The sequence below is a fragment of the Pseudomonas sp. BC42 genome (genome assembly GCF_021560055.1).
Taxonomy (GTDB): domain Bacteria; phylum Pseudomonadota; class Gammaproteobacteria; order Pseudomonadales; family Pseudomonadaceae; genus Aquipseudomonas.
Genome location: NZ_CP091067.1, coordinates 1,555,802 through 1,568,038, shown reverse-complemented (window position 1 = coordinate 1,568,038; position 12,237 = coordinate 1,555,802). Strand labels below are relative to the sequence as shown.

Genomic DNA, 12,237 nt, shown 5'->3' with positions numbered 1-12,237 from the left:
GTGACCTGGGCAGTAGCCAACAAGTTTGCTACAACCCGTTCGACGTCTCTTACTTTCCTGCAACCCAGCCCAGTACTCTTCCACGAGGAAGAGACTGTCATTAATTTTTTAGCGTCAAAGGAAATAAGAAATGTCCCAACGTCAGAGCGGTACCGTCAAGTGGTTTAACGACGAGAAAGGTTTTGGTTTTATCACTCCAGAAAGCGGTCCGGATCTGTTCGTACACTTCCGCGCTATTCAGGGCAACGGCTTCAAGAGCCTGAAAGAAGGCCAAAAAGTGACCTTCATCGCTGTGCAAGGCCAGAAAGGCATGCAAGCTGACGAAGTACAAGCAGAAGCTTAATCGTCTGTAACGAAAAAGCCCCTGATGCTGACATCAGGGGCTTTTTTGTGCGCGCAATTCCGTAAAATGGCTTCTTTTTTCAGTCGAGAGCCTGTCATGTCGAAGCATCTGCTAAGCCCCCAAGGCGATTTCCCTACTGTCGGCCTGGGACGTCGCCTGGCAGCGATGTTCTATGATTTTCTACTGTGCGTCGCCCTGCTGATCGTCACCGGCGGCATCTACAAATTTATCCAGATGCAGATCATCGGCGAAGCGCGGATGCGTGCCTTGACCGAATCCGGCGCTCTGGATGGCGACCCACTGTACTCCACCGTCCTGCTGTTTGTGCTGTTCGGCTTCTTCGCCAAATTCTGGACCCATTCAGGGCAGACCCTGGGCATGCAGGTCTGGGGCATCCGCGTACAGAACGCCGATGGCAGCCGCATCAGCTTGTGGCAGGCATTGCTGCGCTTCATGGTATCGATCGCGTCCTGGCTGTGTGCCGGCCTGGGCTTCTTCTGGGTGCTGGTGGACAAGCAGAAACGCAGCTGGCATGACATCTACTCCAACACCCAGCTGGTACGCATCCCTAAACAGAAGAAATAACCCGCCACCAACAAAAACGCCCCGACAAGTCGGGGCGTTTGCATGACTACGCAATAAAACCGCTCAGGCGTTGCCCGCCAGTTTCATTCGTGCCGCCTGGGTGAAGTCCAGCATGCGCTTGAGCGGTCGAACGGCATTGGGGATCAGCGCCGGGTCCACTTGAATCTCGTTGCTGCCCTGTTGCAGGCACTGCAGGGTGCGCTCCAGGGTGTTCATGGCCATCCACGGGCAATGGGCGCAACTGCGGCACGCTGCGCCGTTACCGGCCGTAGGCGCCTCGATGAACACCTTGTCCGGGCACAGCTGCTGCATCTTGTAGAAGATGCCGCGGTCGGTGGCGACGATGAAGGTCTTGTTCGGCAGACGCTGTGCGGCGGCGATCAGCTGGCTGGTGGAACCGACCGCATCCGCCAGTTCGATCACCGAGCTGGGGGACTCGGGGTGCACCAGGATGGCAGCCTCCGGGTACAGCGCCTTCATGTCTTCCAATTGCTTGGACTTGAACTCTTCGTGAACGATGCAGGCTCCGTCCCAGAGCAGCATGTCGGCCCCGGTCTGGCGCTGGATGTAGGTGCCCAGGTGCTTGTCCGGGCCCCAGATGATCTTCTCGCCGTTATCCATCAGGCTTTCGACGATCTCCAGCGCACAGCTGGAAGTCACCACCCAGTCGGCACGGGCTTTGACCGCCGCCGAGGTGTTGGCATAAACCACCACGGTGCGCTCGGGGTGCTGATCGCAGAAGGCCGAGAACTCGTCCACCGGGCAACCCAGGTCGAGCGAGCAAGTGGCCTCCAGCGTCGGCATCAGCACGCGTTTTTCAGGGTTGAGAATCTTCGCCGTCTCCCCCATGAAGCGCACCCCGGCCACCACCACGGTCTTGGCCGGATGAGCGTTGCCGAAACGGGCCATTTCCAGAGAGTCGGAAACACAACCGCCGGTCTCTTCGGCCAGGGCCTGAATCACCGGATCACAATAGAAATGCGCAACCAGCACCGCGTCCTGAGCCTTGAGCTCTGCAGCGATAGCAGCACGAAAATGGGCCTCTTGCTCAGCACTCAAGGGTTTGGGCTGTTTGGCGTCGAGGTGGGCTTGAACCAGAAGGCGTTCGGAAATTTGCGTCATGTTCGCAAGACCTGCAGGCGCTTGGGCGCGAAAGTCGAGTATACCACCGGCTCCGGACCGATTAGGGCCCCGCCGGGAGAGTGAGTTCATCAGGTACGGACAGCATTTGAGCCGCGCAAGGCTACAGAATATCCGGGGCATTCAAAAGCCAATTCTGTCCGGCGCCTGCTCCTTGCGACCCGGGTCGCCCCGCGCAAACACCACCCGCACGCACAACCCGCTCCTGGCCTGATCCTCGGAGTAAGCGAAATAGATCTCGGCGTCGTGGCGCTCACGATGGAGAGCCCCAGCCCCAGCCTCTCGCTCGCCAGATCACAAGGCGCACAGCACTGTCGCCCAGTAGAACCATTCGTGCCGAAGAGTAACGACCTGTCGGATCGAAAGACTGCGTTCAACGCCGTACCAGACAGCCAGGTTGATCGCCAACAGCAGCGCAAACGCCTGACTGCGCCTGAATTGGCGCGAGACAGAGGTTACAAGGGAAAACTTAGCTGAAACCGAGCGGGCTTTGACGCGTCAGCCATGCCTCGTGAAATGCCCGTCCAGCGGCATTCCCACGCGCTTCGCAGGCTGTAGCAAGGCCCATGCTTGCACGGCTCGGTGGGCGCTCAGAGCATAGAGAGTTTTTTTTTACAATTAATAGCATTTTGAACTTTCTACGCTAACGTCAGATAACGAAACAGTTATCTGGGATCAGCAAGGAAAAGCCTATTTCAGAGTGCTCTGACGAATGATTCGTGGCGCCCGACTGTCCCGGCTGACCCTCCCAGCCAATCAAGGAAGCAGTAAATGAACAGTGATTGCTTGCAGGTACTCAGGCGAGTGACATGGACACTCATTTTCGCGGCTTTACCTACAGGAGTGACCCTGGCGGCAGCGAACAATTGTGCGGGGCTGGAACCACTACCGGCAGTGCTTGAAGTCAGCGAGGGCATGCAGACAGCCATACGCTCTCCCGTGGCCATCACCCGGCTGGCGGTGGGTGATCCGAAAATCGTCGACGTACACCTCAATGGCAATGACTCCTACCTGCTGACTGGCATTGCGCCCGGCGCCACCAGCCTGATGGTCTGGAGCGCCTGTTCCAGTTCGCCACGGCAAAGCATGGTCTTCGTCCAGGGCAAAGCAGCCCAATCGCTGGTGGGCTCGCAACTACCCCCTTCTGAAAGTCCCCTGCTGCCCAGCCAGGTGCAGACCGACATCCGCTTTGTCGAAGTCAGCCGTACCAAGCTGAAGGAAGCCAGTACCTCGATCTTCGGCAAGAGCGGCAACTTTCTGTTTGGCTCGCCCAATTCCGTTCCCGGCGTCACGGTGACGCCCGGGCAGGTCGGCAACCTGGCACCCCGTATCCCGCTGAATAATGGCAGCTTCAATATCGGCTTTGGCGGCGGCAATGTGCTGGGGATTATCAACGCACTTGAAGGCAGCGGCTTCGCCTATACCCTGGCGCGTCCCAGCCTGGTGGCCCTGAGCGGGCAGAGTGCGAGTTTCCTGGCCGGTGGCGAGGTGCCGATCCCGGTGCCGAGCTCTGGCAGCGACAACATTTCCATCGAGTACAAGGAGTTCGGTATCCGCCTGACCCTGACCCCTACCGTCATCGGCAACAACCGCATCGCCCTGAAAGTGGCGCCGGAAGTCAGCGAACTCGATTACAACAACGGAGTGGTAATCTCCAGCACCAGAGTTCCGGCGCTGATTGTCCGGCGTACCGACACCAGCATTTCCCTGGCTGACGGCGAGAGCTTCGTGATCAGTGGCCTGATCAGCACCAACAACAGCTCCAGCGTGAGCAAGCTGCCAGGCCTGGGCAACATTCCCATCATCGGCGCGTTCTTTCGCGACTCCACGATCAATCGTGAAGAAAAGGAGCTGCTGATGGTGGTCACCCCCCATCTGGTGCAACCACTGGCCGCCAATGCTCAGTTGCCTTCACTACCAGGTGAGCAGATGCGCAATTACGATCCGAACTGGTTCCGCATGTACTTCCTGGAAGACGGCGACTTTGATCGGCGCAGTGGACTATCGCAATGAACCAGCACCTAACCTCCTCCCTGGTGATGAAATTGAGTAATCCGGGCCTCGACAGGCCGCGCCTGGAGGTCATGACCCGAGCATCGAGCGCGTTTCGGGAGCGGAAAATGAAAGCCATGATAGTGGCGATAGGGTTGGCGATACTCGGTGGCTGCGCCTCACCTGGAGGCGCATCCTGGTCGTCGCTGAGCGCTCCGGAAAACTGCGCCAAGATCAACTCCGACCAGGAATTGTCACTCAGCCTGGCAGACGAAATGATTAACGGCGGCAAACTGCATGCTGGCCTGGCCAACCTGCAACGCCTGCCGGACGACCTTCCGGCAGTGCGCCTGCGCAAGGCCAAGATCTACCGCCTGCTGGGACAACGCGAAGCCGACCCGCTATACCGCAGTCTGCTCGGCGGTTGCCTGGCCGCGGAAGGCGAACATGGCCTGGGACAACTGGCCGCGGGGCGCGGCGATAACGAACAGGCCCTGGTGCACCTGCAACGTGCAGCCCGGCTTTCTCCCACCGACGAGAAAATCCGCAACGATCTGGGCGTGGTCTACCTCAATCAACGACGCCTGAAAGAAGCCCGGTTCGAGTTCATCACCGCCATGGAGCTCAAACAGTCGGATCAATTGGCGGCCCTCAATCTGGTGACCTTGCTGATCTATCAAGGGAACTGGAAGCAAGCTTCGGAAGTGGTCAGCCGTGTCGGCCTGAGTCCGGGGCAAGTCACCGAAGCCAAGGCCCGCGCAGAAAAACTCAGGACCACGGCGCCCAATGATCGGGTAGCGACCGCCGGCGATCCGGCGCAACCCGACGCCATCCCCTCGACAACGCAGAGGTAGTGATGAAACACAACATGCTCAGTTGCCTGGGCCTCTTGCTGCTTCCCCTTGCGGCTCAGGCCATCGAACCCGGTCCGTCCTCCCCACAGCAGCAGGTCACCGAAACCTGGTTGCAACTGCAAAACCGCAATCAGGTCGCGTCGCGCACGCCGCAGCCGGCGACTCCCGGTGAGCGGGAGTTGAGCCTGCAGCGCTGGATGGAGAGCTACAAACACGCGATCCCCGAGTACTACAAGGAATACTCGGGCAAGGGGAAATAAGCCGTTGCTGTCAGCGGCGCGCCTCAAGCCCGGCGGCCATCGTTCGACCCGCCCTCCTGCACCTGCCCCATCCGCTGATGGAGCAGGCTGGCAGGCATCTGCCGCGGCTCACGTCTTTCATAACTTCCCGAAGACCTTGAATACACCAATGATTGCCGGACCTATGGCCACCAGGAAAAAGCTCGGCCACAGGCAGAAAATCAATGGAAAGATCAACTTGGTCCCCACTTTTGCGGCCTTTTCCTCCGCCAGCTGAGTACGCCGGTCGCGAAACTCCTCGGCATAAATCCGCAAGGTCGTCCCCACGCTCGTACCAAAGCGGATGCTCTGCGCCAGCAGGCTCACCAGGCCCCGAATGTCCTCCAGCCCGGTCCGATCCGCCAGGCGCTTGAGCGCTTCGGTACTGGGAATACCGGCACGGATTTCAGAGTTGACCAGCGCCAGCTCCAGAGCCAGGTCCGGTTGGCTGACGGCCATTTCCTCGGACACCCGCTCGATGGCCTGGGGCAAGGCCAGGCCGGACTCGACACAGACCACCATCAGATCAAGCGCATCCGGAAAGGCCACCAGCAAGCGGGTCGTGCGCGCCTGCCGCCGCGCACTGACATAGATCGCCGGAGCCAGCCAGCCGATACCGGCCGCCAGAATCAGCAGGAAGATCCCCAGGAGCAGCGACAGCTTCGGAATCAGCGGCAACACCAGGACCACCAGGCCCAGCATGAGCAACGGCGACAGCAAGCGCAGGGCCCAGTACATCTGCACCGCCGCAGGCGAGCGATACCCCGCGTGTATCAGCAGGGTCCGGGTCGCTGAGACCTGGTCCTGCTCTTGCGCAACAAAACGCTGGCCGACCTGTTCAAGCATCAACTGCAGGTTGCTCGGTGCCTCCCGAGTCACCGCGCCATGGCCACGCTTGATCAGCAACAGGCGACGCTGCACCGGGTCTTGCAACCCCATCACCAGCAGCACCAGGGTCGCCGCCGCGAACACCACGCTCAGGCCGATGGCCGCGGAGAACAGCAGGCGCGCGAGCGCTTCGTTGCCCACCACGCGATTGATCAGACTCAATAGATAATCCATGACCTCACCCCCTGCGAACGCCGGTGTTCAAACCTGAATCCGAATGATTTTGCGTATCCAGAAAATGCCGATCAGCATCGCGACAAACGCCCCGATGACCAGCTTCTGGCCCAGTGGTTCCTGGAACAGCAAGGGCAGATAAGTCGGGCTCGAGAAAACGATCGCCGCCGCCAGTACGAAGGGCATGGAAACCAGTATCCAGCCCGACATGCGCCCCTCGGCCGAGAGCGTCCGGACCTTGCGCTGAAAGCGAAAGCGCCCACGGATCAGGCTGCTCAGGCGCTCCAGCACTTCCGTCAGGTTGCCCCCTGTTTCACGGTGGATCAGCACAGTGGTCACCAGCATCATCACCGTCATGCTCGGCATGCGCTCCAGCAGGCCAAGCATCGCCCGGCGCACGTCATTGCCGTAGTTGATGTCGGAAAACGTCAGGCCGAACTCATGAGCGACCGGGCCCTTGTGCTCATCGGCGACCAGTTGCAGGGTTTCATTGAACGGGTGTCCGGCCCGCAGTGCCCGGCACACGGCATCCAGCGCATCCGGCAAGCCCTCTTCGAATTCGGCAAAACGCTTGCCGCGGTCGCGGGAGATCTTCAGCACCGGCAACCAGAACACCGCCATCGCCGCCGGCAGCGCCACCCACCAGATTTGCAGAAGCACCCACAACAGCAAACCCACGGCACTCCCCAGCACCACCCCCAGCAACAGCACCCGATAGGCACGGTACTCATGACCGGACTGCTCGATCATCTGAGCCAGGCTTTCCATCGCGGGCAGTTGCTCCAGGCGAGCCTCCAGCGGTGACAGGCGACGTAAGTATTTCTGCCGCAGTATCGACTGCATGTTCGGCAGGTTGCTCGCGCGCTCCAGCAGATTGAGCCGGCCGCGAATACGCTTGCGCACCTTGCTGGCCTCACCGAACACCGGTATGACCAAGCCCTGGCTGAGAAGAAACATGGCGGTAAACACCATGCCGAGGAACGCCAGGATAAATTCGCTGGGGATCTGGCTCATGGCTGGTCCTCCATCCATTCCGGCCGGAACAGGCTCAACGGCAATTCAATGCCACGCTTGGCCAGTACGTTGCGAAACGCCGGCACCATTCCGGTGGGACGGAACTCGCCGACAACCTCACCTTTCTCACCAATGCCACTGCGCACAAAGCTGAAGATCTCGGTCATGGTGATGATTTCACCCTCCATGCCGTTGATCTCCTGCACGCTGACCAGGCGCCGCGTACCGTCCTCCTGACGCTCCAGCTGGATCACCACGCCAATGGCCGAGGCAATCTGCTGGCGCATGGCCTTGATCGGAAAGGTCGCCCCCGTCATCGAAACCATGTTCTCGATCCGCCCCAGGGCATCACGCGCGGTGTTGGCGTGAATGGTGGTCAGCGACCCATCGTGCCCGGTGTTCATCGCGGTCAACATGTCCAGCGCCTCGGCACCCCGCACCTCACCGATCACGATGCGGTCCGGGCGCATCCGCAGGCTGTTGCGCACCAGCTCCCGCTGGCTCACCTCGCCACGGCCTTCGATATTCGAAGGGCGGGTCTCCAGGCGCACCACATGGGGCTGCTGCAACTGCAGCTCGGCCGAGTCCTCGATGGTGACGATCCGCTCGTTATGCGGGATGAAGCTGGACAGCACATTGAGCATGGTGGTCTTGCCACTGCCGGTCCCGCCGGAAATCAGCACATTGAGCCGTCCACGGACGATGGCCTTGAGCATCAGGGCGATGGCCGGCGTCAGGGTGCCCATCTGCACCAGGCTCTCGGTATTGAGCAGGTCCACGGCAAAGCGGCGGATCGACATGCTCGGCCCGTCGATGGCCAGCGGCGGAATGATCGCGTTGACCCGCGAACCGTCCTTCAGGCGCGCGTCCACCAGTGGCGAAGACTCATCAATGCGCCGCCCCAGGCTGGAAACGATGCGGTCGATGATGTTCAGCAGATGATGATCGTCACGAAAGTGCACATCGGTCCTCTGCAACTTGCCGAAGCGCTCCACGTATACCGAGGCATGGCCATTGACCAGGATGTCGGACACCGTATGGTCGGCCAGCAGCGGCTCCAATGGCCCAAGCCCCAGCACTTCATCGGTGATCTGCTTGATGATCAACTGGCGACTGCTGGCACTGACCGGCGCCGAGTGTTCATCGAGCAACCGCAGGCTGAGCTCGCGGATCTGCCGCCCGGCGTCGGCCGGCTCCAGCGTATCCAGCAGGGACAGGTCCATGACCTTGAGCAACTGCTGGTAGATCTTCTCCCGCCACTCGGTCTCCATCGAACTGAGTTTGGTCCGGGTCTCGTAGAGCACATCGGGCACGCTGGCTTCCCAGGCCATGAGCACGCTGACGCAGTCCTCGCTGCTGATGGCTGCAGCTGGCCCATCTGCCGGGGCTGGCTTGCTGGATTGCTGACGCAAGCGATTTCGAAAGTCGCTGAGCATGGCTTACCCTCCGAACAGACGGCTGAAAGTACGTTTGAGCAGGCCCTGCTCCTCGGCCTGGATACCGATCAGGCGCTGACTCAACTCGCGCAAGGCCGTGGTGATGCCGGCACGCGGCGCGTGCAGCTCCAGTGGCACGCCGGTGTTCTGGCTCTCGCCAACCACCGCATAGTCGTTGGGCAGCTTGTGCAGATCGGTGCAGCGCAATGCCTCGGCAATGTCCTTGAGGCTGACGGCCGAGGACTTGTCGTAGCGATTCACCACCACCTGCAGTCGGTTGTTCTGCACCCCCAGGTCGTCGCGCAGAATGCGCAACAGGTGGGTGCCGTCCTTCAGGTGGCTGAGGCTCTGCTGCAGCACTATGAAGACGTGATCGGCATGCTCCAGGGTGATGCCGGTGAGATGGTCGATCTGCCGCGGCAGATCCACCACCACCCAGTCATAGGTGCTGCGCGCCAGGCGCAACAAACCTTCGAGCTGTTCAATGCGGATGTCCTGCGCCAGGAACAGCTCCCCGGTACGCCCTCCCAGCACATGCAGGGTGGGGCTGAAATGGCTGCAATAGCCGCGCAAGGCAATGCCATCCAGGGTCTCGACCTGCTGCAGCACCTCCACATGACTGTGTGTCGGCATGACATCGAAACAGTGGGTCACGCTGCCAAACTGCAGGTCCAGGTCCAGCAGCAGGGTTCGCCCCCCCCGCACGCTGAGCTGATGAGCCAGATTGCAGGCCAGCATGGAAGCGCCCGACCCGCCCTTGGCATTCATCACCGCAATCAACTTGCCCCCTGCCCCCTGCTCCGCATGGGCCTCCATCACCATACGGCCCAGGGCCGCCTGCAACTCTTCGGCGGCGACCGGCTCCGGCAGAAAGTCACGGGCTCCAGCCTGCATCGCCAGTCGCATGCCTTCACGCTCGTCCAACGGACCACAGACCAGAAGAGGCGGACGCTCCTTCACCGGATGCAGCAACAGCGCCGCCAGTTCCTCGCGCCACAGGTGGCTGACCCTCAACAACAGGAAGTCCGGCATCTGTTCCAACCCGTACAACGGATCGGTATGACCGTTGCTCACCAGGCGCGTGCTGACCTGCAGGCCGGGCAGTTTCGAGCACAGGGCTTTCAGATGACTCAGGGCCGGCGCATCCCGCCCACTGATCAGCAGGCGCATGCCGGATCTGTCAGCCGCAGGGGTGGCGGGGGCTGCTCGGGTACTTAGCATGGTGTGATCTCCGGGTTGACCGTCGCATCAGGCTGTCGACCCAGGCTTTCGCGCGGCACGGTGGACTTGAACATCGGCAAAATGAACGCCCCGCCAAACCCGGGGATCAGCAAGTTGAAACTGAAATTCGACACCTCCAGCCGGACGTAGCGGATGGCGATAAATCCATTGCTGCTGGTGAGGTCGTTGGGGTTGGCGACCACCGCGCCGTTTGCATCCAGGTAGACCAGGTTCAGATTGGCACTGGTGAGGCTGGCGATCAGGCTGCTGGCTCCGCTATTGGTCGCCGAGTTGAACATCGCCCGCCGCAGAATGACCGGGTCCTTGATGTCGCACACCGCCGCCAGGCGCGCGCCGCGGCGTACCGTTTCATTCAGGGTGTTGACGGTGAAGTACAGCCGGCCGACTTCCAGGGCACCGAACAGCAGGGTGAACAGCACCAGGCTGGCAATGGCAAATTCGACGATATACACCCCACGCATGTGCCGGACGTTCATCACAAGGCCCTCATCACGATAGTCGAGGTCAACGCCAGGCCCAGCGGCACGCTGCTGCCGTACAGAGCAGGCAGCGCGCTGCCGATCACCGGCACGAAGGTGTAGCTGATGCTGACCTGGACATGGTCGGTCCCGACCGTGCTGACCTGCACATTGCCGGTGGTCAGGCCGGAAACCACGGGGGGGTAGCCATTGGGATTGGCAGGGACACCGTAAACGGCAACATTCTGGGTTTGGGAGATCAGCGAAGAACTCAGGCTGACCGTGCCAAGGGTGGCGTTCCAGGCCTGGGCGGCAGCAAAGCGCCCGGCGTCACGGCTGGCCTGCATCAGGCTGTTGTACTGGAACAACATGCGCCCGAATTCACCGAAGGTCAGCATCAGCAACGCCAGCAGCGGCAGGGTAATCGCCAGTTCCACCATCGCCATGCCGCGCTGGGCAGTCGGTAGTCTGTATCCACTGCGTCCCATCACGACCTCCTACGAGTCGGTACTCGGCGTCTGGTTGTTGTCGATGTAGGTCTTGTACAACTGGATGATCTGCGGCCCGGAAGTGTTCGCGGGATTGGGGCCCGGCACGTTGTCGCCTTCGCATTGACTGACGAACTGACCGAAGATCTGCGCCGAATTGCCCTGTTGCGCCTCGGGCTGCAGCACGAAGTAGCAACCGAAACCGAGCACCGGGATGGACGAGGCGCCGTCGTTCTTGCCCGAACAGTTGCCAATCACGACCTTCAGGATCCGCCGCTCGAACACGCCGTTGCTCTGGCAACCGCCGCCGGTGCCGGCGACACAGCCGGCCGAGGCCTGAACCCAATTGTTGTAGCCATACAAAGCGCCACTGGGCGTGGACAGATTGCCGTTGCTCGAAGTGACCGCTTGCCCGTTGTACTGGATCTGCGCCGGAGAGCCGGTGTAGGTCAGCGACTTGGCGTTGACGGCAATCACCAGGTCCGGTGGATAGTCCGACGCACTGAGGCCGCCGCTGTATTGGTTGAAGCGGGTGTTGAGCCCCTGGGCGGATGGCCCCACGGTGTTGCCCGGCTTGGTCTGGACGGTGGAACCCACGCTGTTGCACTGATTGATCCCGCCCGCCAAGCCCTGCCTGACCGTATTGCCCCCGGAGCCGAAGTCCAGCAGTTGAAAATTCCCGGGGCCGATTGCCGAGTTGTTGTTGGCCGCGGTTTTCAGCACCTGCAGATCACCGAACTTGAACCCCCAGAACATGCCGGTGGCCGGGTTGTTCTTGCTGGGGTCGCCGCACACCATCAACGGCGTCAGGTCGCACGGGCTGGTCGGGCTCGGGCCCGCGGTGGCCACGGCCGCCACCGACTTGCTGCCGCCATTGCCCAAGGCCTGGAACACGCCCCAGAAAAAACTGCTCAAGGGATAGTTGGTTACCGTGACCCGGACATAGCTGGCATTGGCCGGCCCGGGGAAAGAGAAAGGTCCATACACGCTGGAGGCCAGTTCGACCTTGGCGAACCCCGAGGCGTTGCCGCCGATGGCCTTAGCCAGCTCCTGGTTGCCTGATGCGTTGGCATTGAGGGTCAAGGTGGCCAACGCCGCTGTCTGGGTCAGGCTTGCGGCACCGGTCACGCCCGGCACCATGCTCAGGGTCTTGGCGCCACTCAGCGCCGCCGCGTCCACCGCATTTTGCAGCCGCGTCTTGTTCAGCAGCATATGGCTGCCGTCCAGTGCCAGGGCGCCCATCAACAGGAGCGAGGCCATGGCGATCACCACCAGGATGATCATTGCCCCGCGCTGACTGGACGGAAACGCGGTGAGCGGCTGCCGGATACACGATTTCATCTTC

General features: G+C 61.2%; 13 protein-coding genes. 5 read left to right on the top strand and 8 right to left on the bottom strand.

The genetic code is table 11. The annotated features are described in order from the left end of the window. Positions 1-130: 130 nt before the first annotated feature. Both L1O02_RS07430 and L1O02_RS07425 read left to right on the top strand, forming a co-directional pair. Positions 131-343 (top strand): cold-shock protein, encoded by a 213-nt coding sequence (locus L1O02_RS07430; protein ID WP_007977299.1) that lies wholly within the window; start codon positions 131-133, stop codon positions 341-343. Positions 344-439: 96 nt separating this feature from the next. After that, positions 440-928 carry an RDD family protein gene (locus tag L1O02_RS07425; protein ID WP_060840703.1) on the top strand — a complete coding sequence of 163 codons (489 nt, stop codon included), beginning with the start codon at positions 440-442 and terminating at the stop codon, positions 926-928. Between the two features lie 63 nt (positions 929-991). Here the strand turns inward: L1O02_RS07425 and nadA are convergent, their stop codons facing one another. Next, a complete protein-coding gene (gene nadA, locus L1O02_RS07420) occupies positions 992-2,050 on the bottom strand; it encodes a quinolinate synthase NadA (RefSeq protein WP_060840704.1) in 1,059 nt (352 codons plus the stop codon). 789 nt (positions 2,051-2,839) lie between these two features. On the opposite strand from nadA, the gene L1O02_RS07415 reads away from it, so the two are divergent. The 3 genes from L1O02_RS07415 (at position 2,840) to L1O02_RS07405 (ending at position 5,174) form a co-directional block, all read left to right on the top strand. After that, positions 2,840-4,081 carry a type II and III secretion system protein family protein gene (locus L1O02_RS07415; protein WP_060840705.1) on the top strand — a complete coding sequence of 414 codons (1,242 nt, stop codon included), beginning with the start codon at positions 2,840-2,842 and terminating at the stop codon, positions 4,079-4,081. 107 nt (positions 4,082-4,188) lie between these two features. Beyond that, entirely contained in the window at positions 4,189-4,914 is a 726-nt protein-coding gene (locus tag L1O02_RS07410) for a tetratricopeptide repeat protein (protein WP_060840706.1), read from the top strand. A 2-nt stretch (positions 4,915-4,916) separates the two neighbouring features. Further along, the gene (locus L1O02_RS07405; RefSeq protein WP_060840707.1) at positions 4,917-5,174 is read left to right on the top strand and encodes a DUF3613 domain-containing protein; all 258 of its coding nucleotides are present in this window, start codon (positions 4,917-4,919) and stop codon (positions 5,172-5,174) included. Between the two features lie 117 nt (positions 5,175-5,291). On the opposite strand, the gene L1O02_RS07400 is transcribed toward L1O02_RS07405, so the two are convergent. The 7 genes from L1O02_RS07400 to L1O02_RS07370 are packed head-to-tail and all read right to left on the bottom strand — an operon-like array spanning position 5,292 to position 12,233. Next, positions 5,292-6,254: a type II secretion system F family protein gene (locus tag L1O02_RS07400; RefSeq protein WP_060840708.1), complete on the bottom strand. Its 963-nt coding sequence runs from the start codon at positions 6,252-6,254 to the stop codon at positions 5,292-5,294. A gap of 27 nt (positions 6,255-6,281) precedes the next feature. Further along, entirely contained in the window at positions 6,282-7,268 is a 987-nt protein-coding gene (locus tag L1O02_RS07395; protein ID WP_060840709.1) for a type II secretion system F family protein, read from the bottom strand. Then, complete coding sequence (locus L1O02_RS07390) at positions 7,265-8,704, bottom strand: CpaF family protein (protein WP_060840710.1); 1,440 nt, start codon at positions 8,702-8,704, stop codon at positions 7,265-7,267. Before L1O02_RS07390 ends, L1O02_RS07395 begins: the two co-directional genes overlap by 4 nt. 3 nt (positions 8,705-8,707) lie before the next feature. After that, positions 8,708-9,925 carry an AAA family ATPase gene (locus L1O02_RS07385; protein WP_060840711.1) on the bottom strand — a complete coding sequence of 406 codons (1,218 nt, stop codon included), beginning with the start codon at positions 9,923-9,925 and terminating at the stop codon, positions 8,708-8,710. Further along, positions 9,919-10,422: a TadE/TadG family type IV pilus assembly protein gene (locus tag L1O02_RS07380; protein ID WP_060840712.1), complete on the bottom strand. Its 504-nt coding sequence runs from the start codon at positions 10,420-10,422 to the stop codon at positions 9,919-9,921. Before L1O02_RS07380 ends, L1O02_RS07385 begins: the two co-directional genes overlap by 7 nt. After that, a complete protein-coding gene (locus L1O02_RS07375) occupies positions 10,422-10,892 on the bottom strand; it encodes a TadE/TadG family type IV pilus assembly protein (protein ID WP_016967354.1) in 471 nt (156 codons plus the stop codon). Before L1O02_RS07375 ends, L1O02_RS07380 begins: the two co-directional genes overlap by 1 nt. A gap of 9 nt (positions 10,893-10,901) precedes the next feature. Next, entirely contained in the window at positions 10,902-12,233 is a 1,332-nt protein-coding gene (locus tag L1O02_RS07370) for a TadE/TadG family type IV pilus assembly protein (protein WP_235759738.1), read from the bottom strand. Between the last annotated feature and the right edge of the window lie 4 nt (positions 12,234-12,237).